This window comes from Chloroflexota bacterium, from assembly GCA_018648225.1.
GTDB lineage: Bacteria > Chloroflexota > Anaerolineae > Anaerolineales > UBA11858 > NIOZ-UU35.
On the sequence record JABGRQ010000020.1, the window covers coordinates 1 to 25,118 of the forward strand.

23 protein-coding genes are annotated in these 25,118 nt (G+C 51.0%); 10 read left to right on the top strand and 13 right to left on the bottom strand.

The window, feature by feature from the left end:
• Positions 1-84: 84 nt before the first annotated feature.
• From HN413_00245 to HN413_00270, 6 genes are all read right to left on the bottom strand, one after another.
• Complete coding sequence (locus tag HN413_00245) at positions 85-765, bottom strand: helix-turn-helix transcriptional regulator (protein ID MBT3388817.1); 681 nt, start codon at positions 763-765, stop codon at positions 85-87.
• A 20-nt stretch (positions 766-785) separates the two neighbouring features.
• Positions 786-2,126, bottom strand: coding sequence for a CpaF family protein (locus HN413_00250; protein MBT3388818.1), 1,341 nt, complete (start codon positions 2,124-2,126; stop codon positions 786-788).
• A gap of 6 nt (positions 2,127-2,132) precedes the next feature.
• Positions 2,133-2,429 (bottom strand): hypothetical protein, encoded by a 297-nt coding sequence (locus HN413_00255; protein MBT3388819.1) that lies wholly within the window; start codon positions 2,427-2,429, stop codon positions 2,133-2,135.
• A 38-nt stretch (positions 2,430-2,467) separates the two neighbouring features.
• Positions 2,468-3,160: a response regulator transcription factor gene (locus HN413_00260; protein MBT3388820.1), complete on the bottom strand. Its 693-nt coding sequence runs from the start codon at positions 3,158-3,160 to the stop codon at positions 2,468-2,470.
• On the bottom strand, positions 3,157-4,410 hold the full coding sequence (locus HN413_00265) for a GAF domain-containing protein (protein ID MBT3388821.1): 1,254 nt from the start codon (positions 4,408-4,410) through the stop codon (positions 3,157-3,159). Before HN413_00265 ends, HN413_00260 begins: the two co-directional genes overlap by 4 nt.
• Positions 4,411-4,487: 77 nt before the next feature.
• Complete coding sequence (locus HN413_00270) at positions 4,488-5,645, bottom strand: hypothetical protein (protein ID MBT3388822.1); 1,158 nt, start codon at positions 5,643-5,645, stop codon at positions 4,488-4,490.
• A gap of 222 nt (positions 5,646-5,867) precedes the next feature.
• Here HN413_00270 and HN413_00275 point away from each other — a divergent pair, with 222 nt between their 5' ends.
• Positions 5,868-6,251, top strand: a complete 384-nt coding sequence (locus tag HN413_00275) for a response regulator (GenBank protein MBT3388823.1) — start codon at positions 5,868-5,870, stop codon at positions 6,249-6,251.
• Positions 6,252-6,396: 145 nt separating this feature from the next.
• Complete coding sequence (locus HN413_00280; protein MBT3388824.1) at positions 6,397-6,693, top strand: hypothetical protein; 297 nt, start codon at positions 6,397-6,399, stop codon at positions 6,691-6,693.
• A gap of 70 nt (positions 6,694-6,763) precedes the next feature.
• Here HN413_00280 and HN413_00285 read toward each other — a convergent pair whose 3' ends face one another.
• From HN413_00285 to rplU, 6 genes are all read right to left on the bottom strand, one after another.
• Positions 6,764-8,419: a CCA tRNA nucleotidyltransferase gene (locus tag HN413_00285; GenBank protein ID MBT3388825.1), complete on the bottom strand. Its 1,656-nt coding sequence runs from the start codon at positions 8,417-8,419 to the stop codon at positions 6,764-6,766.
• Between the two features lie 27 nt (positions 8,420-8,446).
• Complete coding sequence (gene hpt / locus HN413_00290) at positions 8,447-9,004, bottom strand: hypoxanthine phosphoribosyltransferase (protein ID MBT3388826.1); 558 nt, start codon at positions 9,002-9,004, stop codon at positions 8,447-8,449.
• A 2-nt stretch (positions 9,005-9,006) separates the two neighbouring features.
• Entirely contained in the window at positions 9,007-9,588 is a 582-nt protein-coding gene (locus tag HN413_00295; protein MBT3388827.1) for a thymidine kinase, read from the bottom strand.
• Positions 9,589-9,671: 83 nt separating this feature from the next.
• Positions 9,672-10,145 carry a 50S ribosomal protein L31 gene (gene rpmE / locus HN413_00300; protein ID MBT3388828.1) on the bottom strand — a complete coding sequence of 158 codons (474 nt, stop codon included), beginning with the start codon at positions 10,143-10,145 and terminating at the stop codon, positions 9,672-9,674.
• A gap of 13 nt (positions 10,146-10,158) precedes the next feature.
• On the bottom strand, positions 10,159-10,422 hold the full coding sequence (gene rpmA, locus HN413_00305) for a 50S ribosomal protein L27 (GenBank protein MBT3388829.1): 264 nt from the start codon (positions 10,420-10,422) through the stop codon (positions 10,159-10,161).
• A 14-nt stretch (positions 10,423-10,436) separates the two neighbouring features.
• Positions 10,437-10,748: a 50S ribosomal protein L21 gene (gene rplU / locus HN413_00310; protein ID MBT3388830.1), complete on the bottom strand. Its 312-nt coding sequence runs from the start codon at positions 10,746-10,748 to the stop codon at positions 10,437-10,439.
• Between the two features lie 303 nt (positions 10,749-11,051).
• On the opposite strand from rplU, the gene HN413_00315 reads away from it, so the two are divergent.
• From HN413_00315 to HN413_00350, 8 genes are all read left to right on the top strand, one after another.
• Complete coding sequence (locus HN413_00315) at positions 11,052-11,312, top strand: ferredoxin family protein (protein ID MBT3388831.1); 261 nt, start codon at positions 11,052-11,054, stop codon at positions 11,310-11,312.
• Between the two features lies 1 nt (position 11,313).
• Positions 11,314-12,438 (top strand): 3-methyl-2-oxobutanoate dehydrogenase subunit VorB, encoded by a 1,125-nt coding sequence (locus HN413_00320; protein ID MBT3388832.1) that lies wholly within the window; start codon positions 11,314-11,316, stop codon positions 12,436-12,438.
• Entirely contained in the window at positions 12,435-13,217 is a 783-nt protein-coding gene (locus HN413_00325) for a 2-oxoglutarate oxidoreductase (GenBank protein ID MBT3388833.1), read from the top strand. Before HN413_00320 ends, HN413_00325 begins: the two co-directional genes overlap by 4 nt.
• A gap of 11 nt (positions 13,218-13,228) precedes the next feature.
• Entirely contained in the window at positions 13,229-13,792 is a 564-nt protein-coding gene (locus HN413_00330) for a 2-oxoacid:ferredoxin oxidoreductase subunit gamma (GenBank protein MBT3388834.1), read from the top strand.
• Positions 13,793-13,931: 139 nt separating this feature from the next.
• Positions 13,932-16,010, top strand: coding sequence for an NAD-dependent DNA ligase LigA (gene ligA, locus HN413_00335; protein ID MBT3388835.1), 2,079 nt, complete (start codon positions 13,932-13,934; stop codon positions 16,008-16,010).
• 75 nt (positions 16,011-16,085) lie between these two features.
• Positions 16,086-17,294, top strand: a complete 1,209-nt coding sequence (locus HN413_00340; GenBank protein MBT3388836.1) for an aminotransferase class I/II-fold pyridoxal phosphate-dependent enzyme — start codon at positions 16,086-16,088, stop codon at positions 17,292-17,294.
• Positions 17,295-17,375: 81 nt separating this feature from the next.
• The gene (locus HN413_00345) at positions 17,376-18,578 is read left to right on the top strand and encodes a methyltransferase domain-containing protein (GenBank protein MBT3388837.1); all 1,203 of its coding nucleotides are present in this window, start codon (positions 17,376-17,378) and stop codon (positions 18,576-18,578) included.
• A 127-nt stretch (positions 18,579-18,705) separates the two neighbouring features.
• Positions 18,706-20,934 carry a GAF domain-containing sensor histidine kinase gene (locus HN413_00350; protein MBT3388838.1) on the top strand — a complete coding sequence of 743 codons (2,229 nt, stop codon included), beginning with the start codon at positions 18,706-18,708 and terminating at the stop codon, positions 20,932-20,934.
• A 57-nt stretch (positions 20,935-20,991) separates the two neighbouring features.
• On the opposite strand, the gene HN413_00355 is transcribed toward HN413_00350, so the two are convergent.
• Positions 20,992-25,110, bottom strand: coding sequence for a choice-of-anchor D domain-containing protein (locus HN413_00355; GenBank protein MBT3388839.1), 4,119 nt, complete (start codon positions 25,108-25,110; stop codon positions 20,992-20,994).
• Positions 25,111-25,118 lie beyond the last annotated feature (8 nt).

Genomic DNA, 25,118 nt, shown 5'->3' on the forward strand with positions numbered 1-25,118 from the left:
CGTTTTTTCAGAACAAATCCACAGTCCGATCCCTATTACACCTGTATAGTTACTTGCACTATATATTTTGCCCAAATGAATGAGCTATAGGGTAATGTCCAATAAGCCTTCGGCTACCGCACGCATGTGTTCGGCAGACATTTCACTTAACTTCATAGCCAACTCTAAATAAGGAGTATTTACCGGTTTGGCAATAAAGGCTTTGATTTCAGAAGATAATGCCAAAAATTGCTGAACTGTTTCCTGTTCGAAAGACCAGTTCCCTGCAGGGCCGGTCTGATCGCGTAATTCATCGATGTCTAAAGAAAAAATCCGCGCAAGCTGTTCTAAATCGGGGAGCGGAATTGGGCGATCGCCTCGCTCGTAGGCGCGCACAGTTCCCGAAGTCACTCCCAATTGTTCTGCCAATTCTGCCAATGTTCGGTCTGTTTCCTGACGCGCCATACGCAATCTGGCGGCAATAATCCGGTGGCGGATAGCAATTGCCGATTGAAACCTGACAGGATCCAATGGTTGCTGACTGACAAGCGCGTCTGCATCCAAAAATTTTCGAACCGGGATATTCAGATAAAAAGCTAATCCTTCTAATTCAGGCAGGGAAGGCGAGTTTTCGCCGCGCTCATAAGTGCCAATGCGGTGCCCGCTCACGCCAATGACTTCAGCGCACTCTTTCATTGTTTTTCCAGCAGCCATGCGCGCATCACGGAGCAGAACACCGAGCTTCTTTGCGCGTATTTTAATTGCTAACGGAACAGCCATAATCACAACTCCTATGTGCAGTGCATTTATCGCCTGCGACGGGGGGCACTGCGCGATTCGGCAAATAAATCTGTAGAGCCAACACCAAAGGTTTGCGGGGTTAAATTAAAACCGGCAGCTTTAAGACGCTCGCCAAACAAAGGACGGATACCGGTAGGTTTAAGTTCGCCAATAATTTTACCTTCGCCATCAACGCCCGTTTGTTCAAATTTAAAAATATCGGTCATCACAATTGTATCGCCTTCCATCCCGGCGACTTCGGTAATATAGGTGACCTTGCGGGAGCCATCTTTCAGCCGCGATTGTTGCACGATGAGATCCACAGCCGAAGCAATTTGCTCGCGGATCACTTTCAGCGGCATATTCAGACCCGCCATTAACGACATCGTTTCCAGACGAGAAAGTGCATCGCGCGGGGTATTGGCATGAAGTGTTGTCAGAGAACCATCGTGGCCGGTATTCATGGCCTGGAGCATATCCAGGGCTTCACCACCGCGTACCTCGCCCACAATAATCCGATCGGGACGCATACGCAAGGAATTTCGAACCAGCTCGCGAATCGAAACCGAACCATGACCTTCAACATTGGGCGGTTTGGTTTCCAAGCGAACAACATGATCCTGGTGAAGTTGGAGTTCAGCGGCGTCTTCGATCGTTACAATGCGTTCATCGGAAGGAATAAAACTGGAGACAATATTCAACAGGGTAGTTTTGCCCGAACCTGTACCCCCCGAAATGACAACATTTAACCGGCTCACGACACAGGCACGCAAGAAGTCGGCCATCGATTCAGAAATTGATCCAAATTCAATTAATTGTGCAATCGTCAATTTATCTTTCGTGAATTTACGGATCGTAACTGTAGGGCCATCAATTGCAACGGGCTGTATAACGGCATTGACGCGTGAGCCATCGGGGAGGCGCGCATCGACCGTGGGCGAATCGGCATCAATCCGGCGCCCCAGAGGCATGATAATTTTGTCAATGATCTGGAGAACGTGATTATCATTATCAAATACCACATTCGTTTTTATCAGCTTGCCCTTTTTCTCAATATAAACATCTCGTGGCCCATTCACCATCACCTCAGAGACATCAATGTCATCCAGCAGCGGCTGAATAGGGCCAAAGCCAAACAAATCATCCATAACATCGCGAAAAAGCTGAATGCGCAGTGTTTCGGCCAGCTTCAGATTGGTGCGCTGATAGGCGTTCTGGAGAATCTGCATCGCCACTTCTCGCCGCTCTGTCGCAGATGGCGGAGAATTTTCAAACGTTTGCGAGACATTTGAAACCAGAAAGGCTTTCAGCTTTTCCAGATCAACATTTTGTGGAGGTTGTGACTGATTCTGTATGGGCGATGTCATCGCCGATTACCTTGAATCCGAATCGGGCTGTTCGTCAACGGGGCTGAGCCAGACGACATGGTCTAAATTAATCGTCATAAATTCAGATTGAAAAATTTCTTCTCCACGCGCATTGTAAATCACAGCGTTTGTAACAGCGATGAAACGATCGGATTTGTTCATCTCGTCTTTAAAGCGCTGACCGGGGCGAACATGGACATCGCCAACAATACGCACGGTCAATGTTTGAATTACAGAGCGCACGCCCTCTTTTGATATCACATCGGTAAAATATTTACCCTTATGATCGACATGCAGAGCCATAGTTAATTCCTCCTGAACTAAATTGCATTTCGGCAATATTATTCTGGGTACGGCATAGTGTACCCCAAACCTTGACGGGTCACAATATACAATGGTTTCTTGGGATCATCTTCAAGCTTTTGGCGCAAGCGTGAAATGCTCACCCAGAGGACTTCTTTATCATCGCGATAAGCCTCACCCCAAACGTTTTCAAGTAACGTTTCAGATGACAGAATTTGCCCTTGATGATGGACGAATTGCAACAACAGGCGATATTCTGTTGCAGAGAGAAGAATCTCTGTATCGCCTAAAAAAACTTCAGCACGTGCAAAATCAACCCGCAACTGCCCAAAGGTAAAGACGGATTGTGAATATGCGCTATCTGAGAATTGAGCGCGGCGTAAAACAGCGCGCACGCGCGCCAAAAGTTCGGTGACGGAATACGGCTTGACGATATAATCATCCGCTCCCACATCCAGGCCGCGCACCCGATCTCGCTCATCACCACGGGCGGTTACCATGATAATTGGCACATTCGAAAATTTCCGAATTCGCTCACAAGCCTGCAGCCCATCCAGGTCAGGCATCATCACATCGAGCAGCACCAGGTTCGGGCGCTGCTCATCCACAATGCCGATAGCATCCTGCCCGTTATTGGCAGTCAACACTGTGTATCCCGCGCTGACCAAATTGGCTTCCATCAAACGCACATAACGAGGCTCGTCGTCAACTACTAGAATTAGCGCGCTCATACTTCTCTCTCCTGCTGTTGGGTATTTCGCTTCCGAGGCAATAAGATATGAAAGGCTGTACCCTCGCCAATCACAGATTTTGCAAAAATATCTCCCTGATGCGCACGAATAATTTCACGGCAGATAAACAGGCCCAAACCAGAGCCAGCCGTGCGATTCGTATGCATAGGCAGTCTGTAGATTCGTTTAAATATATCTTCGAGATGTTCATCGGGAATACCTGGCCCCGAATCTTGGATCACAATATGCCCATTGTCTGCTTCCCAGGATAAAGATATTGTTACGACCGAATTGGGAGCATACTTTGCAGCATTCGTCATTAAATTATCCAATACTTGAACCAAACGGGTAGCATCTACCCACGCCATTTGCGGGGAAGGGTCAATATCCGTTTCAATCGTTAACCGAAAGCCGCGTGTCTGCGCACGCTGCACGAAATCGTTCAATACAACCGCTAAACGCACTGCCTGAAACTCCATTGGCAAAGTGCCTGCCTGCAAACGCGATGAATCGAGCATAGCATCGATAATTTCAGTCAGGCGATCCGTTTCTTCATCAATAATCGTCAAAAATTCCCGGCGAGTATTTTCATCCCATTCGGCATCCTGGCGCAGCAAAGACGTAGCATAGCCTTTAATAAAGCCCAAGGGAGAGCGTAGTTCGTGTGAGACTGTGGCAACAAAGTGTTCCTGCAGCCGATCGAGCCGGCGTTCCGCCTCCAGAGTGGCTACCTGGCTAGCAAGATATTGCCGCTCCAGAAGTTTTAACACCAAATCAGCGATCAACGCAGCAAAAGCAATTTGCTCATCCAGATAAAGCGGGCCGCCAAAGCGGATAAATACAAGCGCACCATAGGGTTGATTCTGTAGAGCGAGGGGCAGTCCTAAGTAATATACCTGATTTAAGCGTTCATTCTCATGTTGGTATTTGGGCGGTTTGATAGCTTCGTGCCGAACAATCTTCTGCTGGTTCTGGAAAACTTCATAAGCTATTTTTTCCCCCCATTCCATATCCGCCTCAATCGTGCGCCCGCGCCCAACCGAACGAGCATACGTTGGGATCAAGTTTTGGTCTTTTTGCCGAATATAGAGAATAATATTATCAAAAATAAAGGCCGGTCGGGCCAGGTGGACAATTTCTCGCAAAGCTGTCTCTAAATTTTCCGCCTGGTTAATGACGCGGCCAATTTCATAAAGAGCTTTATATTCTTCCGGTTCTAATTGTTCGCGTTGGGCCTGATGCAGAGACATTAATTACAACCTAATCAGGGTTTTTGCTGCCACAAGTAAATTCCTGTTGTTCGATATATTTCAACGCGGCGTAAGTCCTACGAATGATCAACTTCCGCTATCGGCAAGGAAAACTCAAAATATGAGCCTTCGCCTACTTTCGAGTGGACAATAATTTTGGAACCATGTCCGGTAATGATCTGCTGAGACATCGCCAAACCGAGGCCTGTGCCGCCATAACGTCGTGTCGAAGAACCATCAACCTGATGAAAAGGTTCAAAAATTTCGCTGATATGTTCTTTGGAAATCCCGATGCCGGTATCAAGAATATATATTTTTACGAAACCACGCTCCATACTGGCTCCCAACTGCACCCGTCCGCCAGATTCGGTAAACTTCACCGCGTTGTCAATCAAGTGTAACAACGCCCAAGGCAGCTTTTGTGGATCGGCGCTGACCAAGGGCAAGTTCTGAGAAATTCTCTCTTGATAGATGATTTCTTTTTCTTCACATTTTTTGGATGCTTTAGGGGATACCTCATAAAAAATATCGGCCAAGTTCGTATCTATTAATCGCATATCCAGACTACCCTGTGAATACGCTGAAAACTGAATTAAATCTTCAATCAGGCCACCCAGACGAATATCGGCCTTTTCCATAACCCGAATAGCGTCAAGCTGTTGAGAATTCAACGGTCCCAAAACTTCTTCACCCAACAACTCAATATACCCTCGCAAATGAGTCAATGGTGTACGTAATTCATGCGAGACATTCGAAATAAAATTCGACTTTAGCTGGTTAAGTTCCGCCAAACGCGTTAATGCATGCTCTAGTTCAACAGTTCGATCGCGAACGCGTTTCTCCAATTCTGCATTTGCGGCCCGAAGAGCCGATTGTAATTGAAGGATTTGCTCGGTAATCGCCTGATCGAGTGCTTCCCGGCTGATGAGATTTAATTCCAACAAAGCCTGACCAATTAATTTGGGCTGTCCACGATCCGCCATTTTTTTTTGATATGACAAAGCCTGGAACAATTCATCGGGAGTGAGCAGACCTTGCTCGGTGAGGCTATCTCCCAACCGAGGGACCAATACTTCAGGAGAGAGATGAATATCGGGCAGTAGACCGGTCGATACTCTCATTTTTTGTTCAGCCAGAACAGCAGCCAGTGCCAAATTTACGCCACAATGCGCGCATTTTCCTGAACTCGGATCAATTGATTGTCCACATTTCGGGCAAGAGATTGTTTCCGCCATAATTCCCATTATTTTTCTGGATAAAATATTTACTATCGCATGTGGGAAATCAGCGTTCTTTACGAACCACCGAATACCCAATGATGAGTTGGGCCAAGCTCGTTTATCATATCCTTTCTTGGCTGAAGTTGCAAGTGGACATAAGTCCTCCGCCCCTTGTAAAGTATTTGTAAGGATGTTTCCATTTGGTTTGTATGATAATTTGGGGCACTTGGAGGAAAATTGGAAACCACAAAAACCCTCATTATCGATACACAATCGAAAATAACCGAAAATTATCACGAGCTAGAAATACGCGGGTTGTCCGTTTATGTAATCCGTACGCACCAAGAGCTATTTAGTGCCCTATACAACTTTGCTCCGAATGTCATCATAATCGATTCGGCGGAGCCAGAACAACGAAGGCAATTACTATATGCGAATATTCGTTCCATGAGCCCTGCCCCCATTTTAGTACTCTCAGTGATTGATGAACCCGATATTGTTGAAAAAGTACTCGATCATGGCGCAGATGACTATCTGCTAAAGCCTGTCTCGCCCACCCTGCTGACCGCGCGCATCAAAGCGCTGGCGCGGCGCGCCTATTTCACAAATTCGTTATATTAATCTTCAGTTGTAGAGCTTCCACCTTACAGCCGCGAAAATCCAAATAATTCATCAATAGGCTTTGTGTTTTTACGCACAAATTATCGCTTTTAATGTAAAATAGGGCATTATTATTATTGCCCTTATGGCTCCGAGGAGGAACAACATGCAAACTTGTTCAAAATGCAATGCTCAATCGCCCGACACATCTGCTCAATGCAAAAGTTGTAATGCCGATCTTGGTATTTATTCAGCAACCGCGGTTGCGCTCAAGAATTTTATAGGTAACAGCCGGGTTCGGAATATTCGTCTGGTCGTGTCGGGAAATGCTTGTCCCGTATGTGCAACTTACGAAGGAACGTATGCCAAAGACGCTGTGCCGGGCTTGCCCATTGAGGGTTGCTCCAACCCTGAAGGTTGTCATTGTTTTTATGAGCCGATGCTCACCGAACTTTATCCATAAAGCTGCTCGCAATCTCAATAAAAACAGGCGTGTGCGGACAAATCCACACGCCTGTTTTTATTGAGAACTTCTACTGCATATCAAGAAAATCAGCAGCGAATTTCAGAGCATTCTCCCGATTCGTCACATCGCCAACGACCTGAGCTTCCTTGATCGCATCTAATATTTCGCCAATGATCGGGCCAGGTTCAAGCTCAAATTCGGACATCAAATCATGCCCATTCAACAATGCGGGTGGCGCTACTTGCTCGGTGTAATGCTCCCACCAGGCTTCGAGCAAAGCTCTTCCTATATCCAGTTGACGCCGCCAGCGTTCCGGCGGAATACCAGTACCATAGGTAGCCAATAAATCTGCCAGAGAGAGCAAAACAATCGCGGGGCCAGTTTCGCTTGTCGCACGAAAAAAGCGATAAACCGCGCGCCGCGAGGGTATCTGTTCGGACTTTAATTGATTTGCCAACCAGGTAGGGCGCATGTGTTGCGCCACCACAGTTTGCAACCAGTTAATTTCAGCGTTGCTAAAATGAAGTTCCGTAGCGCGCTCAGCCGCAAGCTCGGAGCCAATACGCTCGTGCTCCAGAAAACGGATACGACCCCCCTCTTCAGCTTGCTGGCTCTGTGGCTTGCCAATATCATGATAGAGAGCCGCCGCAAACAACAACCCTAATATCGAGCGCCCCACGATCAATTCCTGCTGCACATAGTCTGTGATCTGCTGACGATAGCGTCCCAGACGCATCACAGCCAGTCCGAGCAACAAATTGCCTGAAGCGACATCATCGTGTGTTGGCCCTAAAACATGCAATAAACGCCCCAATTGGCGTACCGTTTCCAGAGTATGCTGCCAGGCATCCAGCGTGTGCGGCGGCGATTGAGACAAGTTCTTTAACGCTGCCATCTCGGGTAAAACTACATCCAACGCGCCCAGCATATCCAACGCGCGGATTGAGGTTGCCAGGCGCGGGGTTTCAAAAATGCGGAATAACTCGTCGCGGGTGCGCTCCGGGGATACTTGAGCCAACATAGGGATTACAACTCGCATTTGCTGGCGAGTTTCGATGTCTATGCGCAGACCATAAGCGGCTGCCAGACGAATAGCACGCAACACACGCAGTGGGTCTGATTGCAGGGAGGTATTGGAACAAGATCGCAGTATTTTGGCCTGCAAATCGGCAGCCCCGCCCAATGGATCGAGCAACGCATCCGGCTGGCGCAGATCAAGCGCCAGCGCATTGATGGTGAAATCGCGGGCAGCGAGGTCTTCTTCAAGGGAATCGCCACGTAAAGACGCAAAATCTATGATGCTGCGTTTTCCGTCATCATCGGTATAGATGATGCGGGCAGTACCACGCTCGGCATCGAGCGGGTAATAGGCACCATTGATAGCATTGGCTAAAGCGCGCGCAACACGCAAGGCATCGCCAAGCATTGCGAAGTCGTAGTCGTGGCTCGTGCGCCCCAAGAGCAGATCGCGCACACTCCCGCCGACCAAATAAATTTCAATATCATCGGGCAACGCGGCACGCAGATGCATCAGTAATGGAGAAAAAGGGATTGAATTCATGATGGGTACAAAAAATATCGTGGGTGTTTCTTTAAATCGATTGGCTTTGGCAGCCTGCAAGGCTTGCTGCGGCGTGCCACCCTGGGCCACAACCCGCCCTCCCAGAAAGGCCACCCAGCGCCCGGCGTAGGGGGCAAAGTCGTCGCTGTGGGGATCAGGCACCCACTTCGAGGCAGGCAGCGCAACTCCTTAGTCTTCGGGCTGATAAAGTTCGGGATTGACCACCCCAATAAATGGCAATCCCCGATAATATTCGTCGATATCCAATCCATAACCAAAAACAAATTCATTGGGAATTGTAAAGCCGCAATAATCAATGGGGACATCAACTTCGCGGCGTTCGGCTTTGTCGAGCAGGGTGCAAACTTTTAAGCTAGCGGGTTTGCGCAGGGAAAGCAGCTCGAGTACCGAGGCCAGCGTGTGGCCGCTATCGACAATATCTTCAACCAACACAACATCGCGCCCCTGAATATCATCGCGTAAATCCATCGTCAGGCGCACTTGCCCGGTGGATTGCCGCGCGCCAACACCGTAGGATGAAATCGCCATAAAATCAATCGAATGAGGAATATTGATATTGCGCATAAGATCAGTGAGGAACATGACGCCGCCACGCAAAATACAAATCAGGTGCAAACTTTTGTCATTATAATCGCGGCTAAGCTCTTCGCCCAACATCTCAATGCGCGCCTGAAGGGTAGACTCATCGACGAGTTTCTTTTGCAGAAAATCATGGTAATCGCGCATTATTACTCCTTTTTTGAACGCGGCACTTCGTGGTGTTCACGACAGCGGGCTTCGTAAAGTTCGTCGGCGCCAACGATGACAACTGGATCGTCATAACGGGCAGGCAAGCCATCGACCAGGCGTTGCGTGCGCGAAGCATTTTCGCCGCACACCATACAAATGGCGTGCAGTTTATAAACGCGTTCGGCTTTCGCCATCAACAACGGCATAGGTCCAAAAGGTTCGCCGCGAAAATCCATATCGAGACCAGCGACGATGACGCGCATATCGCGATCGGCTAATTGCTGAACAACTTCTACAATACCGCTATCAAAAAATTGGGCTTCATCAATGGCAACCACGGTAGTCTCTGGACGCAATTGTTCAAATATTTCGATTGAATTTATTATCGGGTATGCATCGAAATTCATTCCATTATGAGAGGTGACTTTTTCCTCAGCGTAGCGATTATCAAGCGCAGGCTTAAAAACCTGTACTTGCTGTTTGGCGATCACAGCACGGCGTATCCGGCGGATGAGTTCTTCGGTTTTTCCGCAGAACATGGAGCCGGTAACAATTTCGACGGAGCCTTTATGATGTTTCATATACACCTCACTGGAAAAAGAAAACAGGCAGATAAGTATCTATCTGCCTGTAAGTTTACTTCATATTTGTCGATGTGCAAGTTTTATGCAGCAGCCAATTCCACGGCTTCGGGAAGTTCGTATCCTAACCGTCGCAGGGCCTTTTTGAGGTCTGCAAGCGACTTGCGGCCAAAACCTTTGACATCGAGCAGCGTATCTTCACCGCTCTCAAGGCGATCAAGCACGTGACCAACTTCGGTTATACCGGCATCCGCCAGCGCCTTCTCGGTACGCGCGCCTAATTCCAATTCGGCAACTGGACGATCTGGAGCAACACGCGCAGTGGCTTGGGCATGCTTATCGGCGATGTACTCTTCGCGGGCCTGAAGTTTCTTCATAAAGCGGTCAACCTGACCCTCAGTATCCACGATACGTTGCTCACCGGTATAAAACGGGTGGCATTTGTAGCAAATATCTGTGCGGATGTTTTCCTGGGTAGAACCCGTTGTCCAGGTGTTGCCACAGGAACAGACAACTGTGGCCTCTGGGAAATATTTGGGATGAATTTCACTCTTCATAACGCTCTAACCTCTAATCTGCCGCGGCAGGTTCGACGCTAACACGCTTGCGACCGCCGGTAATGGTTTCAAATTTGACAAAACCTTCAATGGTTGCAAAAATCGTGTAGTCTTTGCCGAGACCTACGTTACGGCCAGGTTTAATTTTGGTACCGCGCTGACGAACGATAATATTGCCAGAAATAACATGCTCGCCACCAAATTTCTTCACGCCTAAGCGTTTGGATTCACTGTCGCGTCCGTTGCGGGATGACCCGCCACCTTTTTTATGAGCCATGATTCAACTCCTGATTATCCAATCTCGTCAATGCGAACCCGAGTATACTTCTGGCGATGGCCCTGGGTACGGCGATAGCGTTTGCTCGGGATATATTTAAAAACGATAATTTTCTTCGCTTTGAAATGTTCTTCAACAGTGCCTTTTACTTTGACACCATCGACAGTGGGAGCACCCACTTGAACGTCTCCATCATTGGAGAATAACAGTACCTGATCGAATTCAATCGAAACACCTTCTTCAATAGACAGGCGGTCGATATCAACCGTGGCACCAGGGACGGCCTTATACTGCTTGCCGCCATTTTCAAAAATCGCGTAGGACATATATTTTTACCTCCAACCTTCACTTCACACCGTAAGCCCCGCGAATACGTCATAACCGCCGGGTTACGGGGAAGCTTGGGGTTTATAGATTATAAAACTTCAACACAAAGATTTGCCCCAGAGCAAATACGCTGGGGCCGCAATATTATACAGGGGCAAGAGAAGACTGTCAACGCTAAAGTTTGGTACTTTCGTTTATATCCAAAATGACAGGTTTCACTACAAAATACGGACAAAAGTAGTACTATTTAGCATGTGATATGATTTTCTATAACTCAAAAGACGAATCACAAGGAGTATTTAATGCCCGTAACAGGTTGGATCGAAGTCAATGACCACTATTGCAAGGGTTGCGATATTTGTGTTGCTGCCTGCCCGCAAGATGTCATTGAACTAAATATGGAACGGCTGACCCCCAAGGGTTACCATCCGGCGCATCTGATCTCAGAAGGCTGCACCGGTTGTGGCATCTGCGCAATTGTATGCCCGGATGCGGCGATTACCGTATATCGAGAAACACCTCAACGCACACGACAAAAGATCACTGTCCAGGAGATAGCATAACGTGAGTAAACAATTACTGAAGGGAAATGAAGCCTTTGCCGAAGCCGCAATACGTGCTGGATGCGAAGGCTTTTTCGGCTACCCCATCACACCTTCTACAGAATTCTTAGAATATATGGCCAAGCGCATGCCCGAGCTTGGCCGTGCTTTTGTACAGGCCGAGAGCGAAGTAGCCGCCATCAATATGGTTTATGGCGCCGCTTGCACCGGTAAACGGGTAATGACCGCATCATCCAGCCCCGGCATTAGCCTGATGATGGAAGGCATTTCCTATCTGGCTGGCACGGAAGTTCCCGCGGTGATCGTTAACGTGATGCGCGGCGGCCCCGGTCTGGGGAATATCGCTCCGGCGCAAGGTGACTACTATCAAATGGTAAAAGGTGGCGGACACGGTGACTACTTCCCGATTGTATTGGCTCCGGCCAGCGTTCAGGAGGCGATTAACATTATGGGGGTGGCCTTTGATCTAGCCGACAAATATCGTGCAGTGGTACACATGATCGTGGATGGAAATATGGGTCAAATGATGGAACCCGCCGAACTGCCTCCCATGCGGGAACTCCCCAAAGAGCCGCCCAAATGGGCCGTTACCGGGGCTAAGGGGCGCAAACCCAATTTCTTGTCTTCAATATATATTGATCCGGTCGAGCAAGAAGTCACAAACCTACGCCTGCTCAAACGTTGGCTGGAGATCGAGAAAAACGAAGTCCGCTTCGCCGAATCGAATCTGGAAGATGCTGAGATCGCAGTAATCGGTTTTGGCACCTCGGGACGAGTCGCCTCATCGGCTATCCGAATCGCTCGCGAGGAAGGCATCAAGGTCGGGCTGTTGCGTCCGATCACACTGGCCCCCTTCCCCGAAAAACGCCTGGAGGAAATCTCCAAACAGGTCAGGCGTATTCTGGTCGTTGAAATGAATTCAGGCATGATGCTGGATGATGTCAACCGCGTTGTGCAGGGCCGCGTTCCGGTTGAGTTTTACGGACGCATGGGCGGGATTACACCGCTGCCCGATGAAATTCTGGATGAAATTCGGCGTGTCGCGACCAACCAGATGCCTGTCAATGGGGATGCGCGCCAACAATGGATTACACGGCTCGAAAAGATTGTCGGAGGCCAGGCATGACCACACTTCATCAAGTAGATCACGAAATTGTATATCAGCGACCTGAGTCATTATCGGATGCTAATACCCACTATTGCCCTGGATGCACACACGGCGTGGCACACCGGCTGGTGGCTGAAGTACTTGACGAGATGGGCATCCGCGAAAAAACGATTGGCGTAGCACCAGTCGGCTGTTCGGTTTTCGCATATAAATATTTCAATATGGATTTTGTAGAAGCGGCGCACGGACGCGCCCCGGCGATGGCAACCGGGGTCAAGCGGGTACTGCCTCAAAGTACTGTCTACACCTATCAGGGCGACGGCGATCTGGCCTCGATTGGCATGGCCGAGATTATGCACGTCGCGGCACGGGGCGAAAATATCACCGTGATCTTCATCAACAACGCCATCTACGGCATGACCGGCGGTCAAATGGCCCCGACAACCCTCCCCGGCATGAAGACAACTTCATCCCCGCTGGGCCGCGATGTTGAACTCAGCGGCTTCCCCATTCGCATGTCGGAAATGTTGGCTACGATGGACGGCGCGGGGTATATCGCCCGCGGCAGCCTGCACGATGCCAAGCACATTCGTAAAGCCAAGAAAGCCATCCGGATTGCATTTGAGACACAGGAACGCGGGTTGGGCTTCTCAATGGTAGAACTGCTATCATCATGTCCGACGAACTGGAAAGTCACGCCCAATGAGGCGCTTGATTTCATCGCCGAACAAATGGTGCCGGTGTTCCCGCTGGGCGAATTCAAAACCAACCCTGAGCTAGCCAAATTACGCGTATAGGAGAGCAAACAATGACAGAAACCAGCATCATCATCTCCGGCTTTGGCGGGCAAGGGACGCTCTTTTCAGGCCAGGTTTTAGCGTATGCCGCCCTCGACAACGGTAAAGAAGTCACCTGGATTCCATCCTATGGCCCCGAAATGCGCGGCGGCACCGCGCACTGCACCGTCATCATCTCCGATGAACCCATTGGCTCTCCGCTCGTGCGCAATCCGGATGTGGCTGTCATACTCAATTTGCCATCTCTGGACAAATATGAATACACTGTCAAGGCGGATGGCGTGCTGATTGTGAATGCATCCTTGATTAACCGAAAAATCGAGCGCAAGAATATCCGCAATATCTACATCCCAGCCAATGAAATTGCCGAAGAAATCGGTCTAAGTCGCATGGCAAATATGGTCATGCTCGGCGGGATGATTTACATGAAGCCGGTACTCAACCTGGAAATGGTCAAAGAAGCCTTGAGCGAACATATCCCCTCGCGCCACCGCCGCACACTGCCGATGAACTTCACGGCAATGGAACGCGGCTACGCCTTCGCGCAGGAGGCGTTTGAAAAAACCGTAGCATAAAAACAACGCCCAAGAATACACGCGAAGGCGCAGAGAAGCAAGGCCGCAAAGAAAAATATGAATCTTTGCAATTATGTTTCTTTGTGCCTTCGCGTTAAAAAAATTCGCTCGCAAATAGAATTCGGATATAATCACCCCCATGAACGATCAACAACTTCACCAACATCTGGAAGAACTGCGTCGCCAGATCGAGTACCACAACTACCAATACCATGGTCTCGACCAACCGATCGTTAGCGATTACGAATACGACCAACTTTTGCTGGAACTACGCCAGATCGAAGAGCAGCACCCCGAATGGATCACACCGGATTCGCCCAGCCAGCGTGCCGGGGCGCCGGTCGCCGAGAAATTTGAGAAAGTTCATCATCCCGCGCCAATTCTCAGCCTGGGCAACGCCTTTGATGCCGACGGTGCCCGCGCCTGGCGGGAGCGTATCGCCAAAGTGGACGAGCGCGCCCTGGATGCTGATTTCGTCATCGAACCCAAACTCGACGGTCTAAGCGTGGTGTTGCATTATCAGGATGGCATCTTCGTTCAAGGCAGTACCCGCGGCGATGGCGAAGTTGGGGAAGTCATAACGGACAATCTTAGAACCATTAAAGCCCTGCCATTGCGCATCCCTGTGACCGACGACCGACGACCGACGACCGACCGCGGCCCGTCCCCTGTCCCCTATCCCCCGTCTACCCTTGTCGTGCGCGGCGAAGTCTTCATCCGTCTGTCCGATTTCGAACAATTAAACGCCGAACTAACAGCAGCGGGCGAAAAAACCTACGTCAATCCGCGCAACACCGCGGCTGGAGCCTTGCGCAACCTCGATCCCGCCGTCACCGCCTCGCGTCCACTGACGTTGCTCATTTATCAGATCGTAGATTGGCAAAACGAACCTTCAACCTTCAACCTTCAACCCACAACACAAACCGAAACGATCACTTATCTCAAAAAACTCGGCTTCCCCGTCCCTGAAAGTACCCACTGCCGCACTATTGAAGAAGCCATCGCTATCCACGGCGAATGGCAAGAAAAACGCGCTACCCTCGACTACGAAATTGACGGTATGGTCATCAAAATCAACGACCACCAGCTTTTCAATGATCTCGGCATCGTCGGCAAAGACCCGCGCGGCGCGGTGGCTTTCAAATTCCCGGCGCAAGAAGTCACTACCCAACTGCTCGATATCGGCGTCAATGTCGGGCGCACCGGCGTGCTGACCCCCTACGCCATGCTCGACCCCGTCGAAGTTGGCGGTGTAGTCGTCAAACAGGCCACCCTGCACAATTTTGATTTCATCTTCGAGAAAGACATCCGCATCGGCGACCGCGTGCGTATCAAGCGTGCCGGCGATGTGATCCCCTACGTCATCGGCCCCATTGAGGCCGCGCGCCAGGGCAAAGAAAAACCTTATACGCCCCCCGAAACTTGCCCGGCCTGCACACAACCCGTCGAGCGCATCGAGGGCGAAGTCGCCTGGTACTGTGTCAACGCCGCCTGCCCGGCGCAACTTATCCGCAACGTGGAGCATTTCGTCTCGCGTGGCGCGATGGATATTGTGGGTATGGGCTTCAAAATTGTGGAACAACTCGTGACCGAGGGTTTGCTTGGCGATGTGGCCGATCTCTACACCCTGGAGCGGGATGCGTTGCTCGCTCTGGAGGGGTTCGCGGAAAAGAAAGCTGAGAACCTGCTCGAGGCGATTGTTGTCTCCAAGGGCAAACCCCTGAGCCGCCTGCTGACCGCCCTGGGGATTCGCGGCATCGGTGAAGTTGTCGCCACGGATTTGGCCGCGCATTATGGCAGCCTGGACTCCCTCAGCCAGTCCACCCCTGGAGGCTTGCAAACCATCGAGGGCATCGGCCCCAATATTGCTCAGGCGCTAGTCGATTGGTTTGAACGTCCCGCCAACCGCGCTGTTTTGGAGAAACTGAAATCAAGTGGGGTTTGGCCTTATGGCCCGTCGTCGGTCGTCGGTCGTCCGTCGTCCACCCCCCTCACCGGACTCACCTTTGTGGTAACAGGCACCCTCACCGGGTTCACGCGCGCGGAAATCAAAACCTTCATTCAAGCCCACGGTGGCAAAGTCACCGGTTCAGTCAGTAATCATACCCATTATCTGGTCGCCGGGGAAAAAGCCGGTTCCAAACTCACCAAAGCGCAAGAGCTGGGCGTGAATATCATCAGCGAAACTGAACTACGCCGCATAGTGGGGGAATCTTAATTGACAACTAGCCAACTCTGGACTACACTAGCCGGAGTTTTCTTTTCTAATTATCGCAATTATCAGGAGTTTCATATGGATTTGAATAACAGCAACGATGCCGTTGCTCGTCGCATGGCCGCCATGGTAGACCGCATCAGCGGTATGAAGAACAACGACGAATATTATTATAATATGCCAGTCTCTGAATTGCGCGGCGGCTCCAAAGTGATCGTTCACGGACGCGAGATGGGGATGTATGCCTCGTACAGCTATCTGGGGTTGGTGGGGCATCCACGCATCAACAAAGCCGCTCAAGATGCTGTATCGCGCTACGGCACCGGCACTCACGGCGTGCGCACCCTGGCCGGTACGCTCGTTTTGCACGGCGAACTGGAAGACACGATCTCGGAATTCAAACAAGCCGAAGCCGCAATCACCTACACTTCGGGCTATGTCACCAATCTGACCGTAGTTTCCACGCTGATGAGCCGCGGCGATTATGTTTTCTCTGACAAGCTCAACCATGCCAGCATTGTGGATGGCTGCATGATGTCGGGGGCCAAGTTCCGCCGTTTCAAGCACAACGATATGGACAGCCTCGAGCGCATGTTGGAAAGCGCCCCCGCCGATGCGGCCAAGCTGGTGGTTGCCGACGCGGTCTTCAGCATGGATGGCGATATTATTGACCTGCCCAAAATGGTGGCGCTGTGCCAAAAATACAACGCCTGGCTGATGATGGATGAAGCTCATTCGTTGGGTGTGTTGGGCAAAACCGGGCGCGGCATCGAAGAGCACTTCGACATGTGGGGTTCCGTCGATATTAAAATGGGCACCCTCAGCAAAACCATCCCCTCCGTGGGCGGTTATGTAGCCGGTAAGAAAGACCTGATCACCTATCTACGGCACGCCAGCCGGGCCTATATCTTCTCGGCGGCGCTGCCCCCAGCGCAGGCCGCCGCGGCCAACGAGGCCTTCAAAGTCATTCTCGACGAACCCTGGCGCGTGGAAAAACTCAACGCCAACACCCAACAGTTTATCGGCGGGCTGAAGGCGCGCGGTTTCGACACCATGCTAACCGAAACCGCCATTGTGCCTGTACTCTGCGGCGCAGACGAAACCGCCTACGCTGTTACCCGCCACGCCCAGAAGAATAATCTTTTCGTGCTGCCGGTTGTCTCCCCGGCAGTGCCAGTCGGCTTGGCTCGTTTGCGCGCCACCGTGCTGGCCTCCCATGAAGAAAAAGACATCGAATACGCGATGGATGTAATTGCCGAATCTGGTAAAGAGATCGGCATTATTTAGCCTTATAATGTATCAGCTTTCAAAAGTGGTGCGCACTTTTTGTTACAGTGCGCACCACTTGCGTAACACCACCTTTTTGACATGAACAAAATCATCCTAAAACCCGGCCGCGAAAAGGCCTTATTACGCCGTCATCCGTGGATATTTTCGGGAGCCATTGCTGATGTACAGGGCGATCCCGGAATGGGCGAAACGGTGGATATTCTCGATCACAAAGGGGGATTTTTAGCCCGCGGCGCGTACTCGCCCCAATCACAGATACGGGTGCGCGTGTGGGGTTGGGAGGCGGACGAAAAAGTGGATACTGCCTTCCTGAGGAAGCGATTGCAAAGTGCCGTTGCGCTACGCTCGGACAGAAGACAGATGACCGATGACCCGGATTCCGTCATCCATCCCCCATCCTCTGTTCGATTAGTCCACGCTGAATCTGATCAACTCCCCGGTCTGATCGTCGATCAATACGGCGACACGCTGGTAATGCAAATCCTCAGCGCTGGCGCTGAACACTGGCGTGACTCTTTGGCCGATTCACTGCTAGAACTCACCGGCGCGGCGCGCATATACGAACGCTCCGATGTGGAAGTGCGCAAACTCGAAGGCCTGCCCGTGCGCGTGGGGCCAATCCGCGGCGACGAACCGCCTGAACTCGAAATCCAAGAAAATGGCCTGAAATTTGGCGTCGATGTGCGCGGCGGCCACAAAACCGGTTTTTATCTCGATCAGCGCATCAACCGGGCGCGCGTGCGCCAACTGGCTGCGGATAAAGAAATTCTCGACTGTTTCAGCTATACGGGCGGCTTTGCGCTCAATGCGCTGGCGGGCGGGGCGGCGCATGTCACAGCCCTCGATGTTTCTGCTGATGCGTTGGCGCTGGCTGAAGCGAACCGTGCTCAAAATAATTTGCCCGCCGAAAAGATCACCTACCTGGAGGGGGATGTTTTCCATGTGTTGCGCAAATTCCGCGATCAGGTCCGCAACTTCGATATGATTATCCTCGACCCGCCAAAATTTGCGCCATCGGCGGCACAAGTCAAACGGGCAGCCCGCGGTTATAAAGACATTAACTTGCTGGCCTTGAAATTGTTGCGTCCTGGGGGAATATTGGTCACATTTTCGTGTTCGGGAGGTATCAGCGCCGAACTCTTTCAGAAGATCGTCGCTGGAGCTGCTCTGGATGCAGGACTCCACATCCGGGTATTGGAACAACTCCACCAGAGTCCCGATCATCCGATTGCACTTAATTTCCCTGAAGGCGCTTATCTCAAAGGATTGATCTGTCGTTAACAGCCCTGTCATAATTCTGCTTTCCTGTTAGCGCAGACGATCTCGAGTGCTGTTATAATCCCAATAATATATCCAAATATGAACTTTTGCCGTTCATCAAGAACAGATTCGATTGGTCAAGACCTCTATGTCCTTTGATCTACTATTTTTTTTCCAGAGCTTTACTGCACTCATAACACTGGCTTTGCTCGTAATTAATTTTAGGAAAAACAACCTGCACAGCGAATATGGACGCGGGCTGTTCTTTTTTCTGCTCATTTATTTTCTATTCAGCATCGGGTATCTCTACACCCAATTCCCGCTGATCGAATTTCGTCCCCCTGTGATCCTAGCCAACTGGGCGACATACAGCATATTTTTGGGCAGCGTGCTGCAATATGCCATAGGCATGGCGATTGCACGGCGAACCGGCCGCAATTGGTATATTTTAGGTATGCTCTGGTTCTTCGTCACTGTGGCAGCCCAATTCATTCCCACGCGAGATGGCTGGTGGTATGCGCTGGGCTACATGGGGGAGCTAAAACTGCTCATCTACTGGATGCTGATAGGTGGCTGGGTTGTATTTGAGCTGGCTCTAATTGTGCTGATCGTTAAGAATTATCTGCAAAACAAGTTCCCGACTGTACGCAATCGGCTTTTTATTTGGGGGATTGCGATCGTAATTTTGCTACTTGGCAATGCGATCTATTTATTCTTCTCCAAAGAAGCCGGAACTCTTGTAATGGCTGCGGGAATCCTGGCGATTGCCTACGTAGTACTCACGCCGCGGCTCCCGCACCTGGGGGCTACATTCCGGCGCATGGTTAATTCTGTTTTGCTGGTTTTGGTGGAATTTATTGTTTTTGCTTTGGTTTACCTGGTATTAGAAATTATCTTGCGTGAAAATCTGGGGATAGAGCGCGCTGTTGTGGCTGCTGTACTGGCGCTTGCTCTCATTTTGATCATTAATCCGATTTTGCGACGCATCCAAAAATGGGTTGATCGCATCTTTTTTGGCGAAGAAAAAGATCCTCGCAGCGCACTGCGCGAATTCAGCCAAAGCATCAGCAATATTCTTGATCTCGAATTGCTCTCTGCGGTGGTCGTAGACCTGGTACAGGAATTTCTGGATGTCGATCGCGGTATTCTCTTCCTGGTTGAATTCGAAATTGGAGTCAACGGGCAAAAACAATTTCATCTCACACAGAGCCGAAAAGCGCCCACCACAGCTTTCGCTGGCATGCTGCCGGGAGATTGCGCACTGGCGAATGCCTGGAATAAAGATCGCAGCGCACTCAGCTATGCCGAAATTCAAATGCTGCCACGCTTTCAGAGCCTCACCCACACTACACAGGTTTGGCTCACGCGCCTGAATATGGATATTTATATCCCCATCCACGCGCAAGAAGAGTGGGTCGGACTTTTGGCGCTGGGCCCCAAAGCATCTGGCGCATCATACTTCGCTGAAGATATCGAATTATTACACACATTGGCCGATCAAACGGCTGTGGCCTTGCAAAATACTCGCCTGGTTGAAAGCTTGATGCGCGTGAATAAAGAATTTCGCCGCGCGTATTCTGCCATGGAAGAAGCCCACACAAAACTCAAACGCATAGACCGCACGAAGTCTGATTTCATTAGCATTGCATCGCACGAACTACGCACTCCGCTGACAATCTTGAGCGGATACAGTCAAATGCTAATGGAAGCCCCAGAGTTACAGGAAAACAAAGAGTATGCGGCTTTTCTCGGTGGTATTTACGAAGGCGCTCAGCGACTGCACGAAATTGTTGGCAGCATGTTGGAAGTAGCAAAGATTGATATGCATGAATTAGCACTCAACACTCAACCCGTTACCATAGCGCCGATCATTGAGGATGCAGTGCAAGAGTTTTCAAAAGTACTCCAAGAGCGCAAATTACATCTGACTCTGGACGAAAGTATCTCCGTCATGCCAACCGTGCCTGGCGATTCTGAAGCGCTTTTCAAAGTTTTCAAGCATTTGCTTAATAATGCCATCAAATATACACCGGATGAAGGGTCAATCACGCTGAGCAGCCGTCATCTGCCCGAAGGCGATGCGCGCTTACCTCAGGGTGGCGTAGAAATCGCCGTCCGTGATACCGGCATCGGCATTGATCCACGCCATAAAGACTTAATCTTCACAAAATTCTACCAAACCGGTGATGTTGATCTACACTCGTCGGGAAAAACAAAATTCAAAGGCGGCGGCCTTGGTTTGGGGCTGGCAATTGTGCGCGGTATTGTTCAAGCCCACGGGGGTCGTGTACGGGTTGAAAGCTCCGGCTACGATGAAATCAAATTGCCGGGAAGCACTTTTTTTATTTCACTCCCAAATGAAAAGAAGATAACCTAAAAAGAGAGTGGTGAGCAAAACTCACCACTCTCTTTTTATAAGGGCCATCCGAAATATTTAGGGCGTGCCCGTTCCCTGGATGGAAAATGTATACGGATTCTCGTCGTTATCGTCATTGGCGATACTGATTATCGCTTCGCGCAAACCACTGTCGCTGGGATCAAACGTGACCTCAAAGGTGGTTGTGCCTCCCGCGCTGGATACTGGCGTGGTGGCATCGCTGGTCAAGACAAAATCTGCCGCATGGGTGCCGCCAATGACGACAATCGGTGTCCCGGAGAGATTCAAATCCACACTACCCGTATTCTGAATGGTGAAGGTATAAACTTGCGAACCACTCGCCACGGAAATATCGCCAAAATCGGTGTGGTCATCGGCATCGGGCGATGTATCACCACTGGCAATCGAAACCCCATTCCCCAGTACATCCATTTCCGCCGCGGCTCCGGTTCCCGCACCCTGAATTGAGAAGGTGTACGGATTCTCATCGCCATCATTATTGGCAATGCTAATTGTAGCCTCACGCAAACCGCTATCGCCGGGATTAAAGGTGATTGTGAAGGTCGTCTCGTTACCCGCGGTGATCGGCGTAGTTGCATCCACCGTTAATGTAAACTCTGCCGCGTGCGTACCGCCAATTGTCACAGCAGGCGAATTACTCAGCGTCAAATCTGCCGTGCCTGTATTCTCAATGGTGAACGTGCGGCTGATGGTAGCCCCATTCGTGTCGGCATTGCCAAAATCAGTGTGATCACCAGCCTCGGGCGTAGTATCGCCACTGATTATGGTCGTATCGTTGCCAAGTATATCCATCTCGGGAGCAAGCGCTCCCACCCCAACAATCTGAATATCGTAGGGGTTCTCATCCGAATCAGTATTGGTAATATCTATATCAAAACTGAACGCGCCTAAAGCATCCACATTGAAAGTGAAATCCAGCACGTCGCTGCCACCCGCTGGCACATCAATCGGCAGCGATGAGATCAGCGTGAAACTGCTGGCATTGCTAAGATTATCGGCGGCAACGGCGCTCACACTAAGTTGAGCTGAACCTGCCGAATTATCCAGAATATAGCGCACAGAAACGGTTCCCACAGCCTGATTGCCGATGTCATCCGTGCTGTTATCGGCAATTGATGAGACAACCGGGCGCTGCACATCTATCTCTGCGGCGGTAGTTCCGGCACAGGCGAGTTGGAAATCATAGGGATTCTCATTCGCGTCATTATTGGCAATCGATACGGTGGCCGAAAGCGCGCCTGCCCCCGAGGGCGCACAACGCACCACAAAGGTCAGATCGCCCCCCCCGGCGGCGATAGTGGCACTTCCCGGTTGTGTTTGTACCGAGAAATCACCAGAGCCAGATAAGGTTACAACCGCGGGGAAATCCGACAAGGTCAATGTATCGGTGCCTTCGTTCTGGATCGTGAATGTACGGTCAAGATGCCCGCCGACACTGATATTGCCAAAGTCGGTGTGATCGGCGGCATCGGGCGATACGTCGCCATCGGCGATCGAAACCACATTGCCTTCCACATCCATTTCGGGCTTGGGGGTTGGCGCAAAGGTAGCGGAACATGTCTTGTCGCTGCTCATCGTCAAAATCCCCGACAGATTGCTGCCAAACGCGGCGCAGTCGCCGCCCCAGCCCACAAAGCCAGAAGCCGCATCTACGGTAACGTTCAACGTCACGGTATCATCGAGGGCAAAACCGGTATCACAACGCGTGGCCGGGCAGTTAAGTTGCCCCTCAGAGGGTGTGCCCCCCGTGGTCGTGATCGCGTCTACGCCCGTGTTTCCAGACACGCTGACAAGCAGCACCGGAATGACAATATTGACACCCAAAGCCGGAGAACTTCCGCTGCCATTCCCTGCCACATCCACCTGGGCTGCTGTGATATTATGTGCGCCTTCACTCAAGACGCTGGTCAGCGTGATGTCAAATGCGCCGCTGCTACACGTTCCGGTCGGAGCCAAAATTCCATTGACCGAACTACTCAGCGTAACGGTAGCCCCGCTCTCACATGAGCCGGTGAATTGGGGCGTGGTGTCGCTGGTGATATTATCACTGTTTGAAGCGCCCGTATCGCTACCCGAAGCCAGATCGGGTGTACCGGGCGCGGCCGGGGCGATCAAATCAATCGTAATGCTCAACCCACCGGAAGCCGAACTCGTAAAGCCTTCGGGATTGGTGGCTTTGGCCGTAATGCTGTGCGGATCCTGACTCAGGATGGTAGTAATCGTAATATCATAGTTTCCAGAAGCGCATAGCGTGTTTGCAGGCACCAGCGCGCCGGTGAGATTGCTGCTTAGATTAATCTTGTCACCAGTCACACAAGCGCCAGTAAAGCGCGGCGTGGTGTCGTTGGTGATATTATCTGAATTTGATGCACCGGTATCGCTCTCCGGATGCATATCAGGAGTGCCGGGCGCGGTTGGTGTGGCGGCCTGCACTGTAATACCCAGCGCAGCAGACGCGGTGGAGAGATTACCTGCCAGGTCTCTGGCTTTTGCCGAGATATTGTGCGTATTCAGGGTAAGGGTGCTGGTTACGGTCATATCATAGCCACCACCCGAACAAAGCACATCGGTGGGGTTCAACTGTCCATCCGTACTACTCGACAGGGTGAGATAATCGCCGCTCGTACAGGTTCCTGTAAATTGTGGGGTGGTGTCGCTGGTGATATTGTCAGAATTTGAAGCGCCAGTATCGCTGCCTGCGGCCAGATCGGGGGTGCCAGGTGCGGCGGGCGCAATCGTATCGACGGTTACGCTCAAAACGCCCGAACCCGGACTGCTGTTCCCGGCGGTATCAATGGCCGCGGCAGTGATATTATGCACAACTTCACTTAGCAAGCTGCTAACCACAATATCATAGGCGTTATTCGCGCACGTGTAATTGGAGGGCAATAAAACGCCGCCAACACTGCTGTTGAGAACAATCCGGTCGCCGGTGGAGCATGTGCCGACGAATTGCGGCGTGGCGTCATTGGTGACATTGTCGGTGTTCGAAATACCGCTATCGCTGCCTGCGGCCAGATCGGGGGTGCCCGGCGTGGGGGGTAGGCTGGTGTCGACTGTCAGAGTCAGGCCCAGGGAGTTGAACGAATTTCCAGCCGCGTTGACCGCGCGGGCCGAAATCGAGTGTACCCCTTCACTGAGTGCGCTCGTCACAGTAATATCATAACGTCCATCCGCACAACCGCGGGTGGGCGACAAATCCCCATTCAGCGAGCTATGAATAACAATCACATCCCCCGATGTACACAGACCCGCGAATTGGGGCGTGGTGTCGTTGGTGATATTATCGGTATTTGAGATGCCTGTGTCGCTGCCCGCGGCCAGATCGGGCGTGCCAGGAGCCGATGGTGCCGCCGTCTCGACCGTCATAATCAGGCCCGCAGACATACTCGAATTTCCAGCCGCGTCCATTGCTTTGGCAGAAATCGTGTGGGTGACTTCGGAAAGATTGCTGGTGAGGTTTATATCATAACCATTCACTGCACAGGTAATTGGAGGCAACTGATCCCCATCCACCGAACTGTGAATTGTAATCTGATCGTCTTGCGTGCAAATGCCAGTAAACTGCGGATTTATATCGCTGGTGATATTGTCTGCATTTGAGGCGCCAGTATCGCTGCCGGGCGCCAGATCGGGCGTTCCGGGTGCTGTGGGCGGGGTTGTATCCATCGTCAGGTTCAACCCCAAAGAAGCCGGACTGCTATTACCACTCGCATCGCTGGCGGTTGCGGTGATGTTGTGCGCGCCATCGCCGAGGGCGCTGGTCAGGGTTATATCATAATGCCCACCCGCGCAAACTACATCTGCCGGGGCCAATAACCCATTGATGCTGCTGGTGATGCTGATTTTCTCGCCATCGGTACAGGTTCCGGTGAAACGCGGCGTGGTGATATTGGTAATATTATCTGCATTGGAAATCCCCGAGTCACTCTCAACAGCCAAATCTGGCGCGCCGGGCGCAGCGAGTGAACCGCCAGAAGAGAGCGGGTCAATGGTACTGACGGGTGTGGGGGTATTCGCAGGCGAAACCTTCGGTGTGGCATAGTTAGATAATTGATACACAATCAGGCCAATTGCCACACAGGCTGTAATGCCTAATAAAGCCAAGAGAATTGTAAGGGCGGTTTTCTCGCCACGGGTGAGATTCTTCAACATATGCTTAC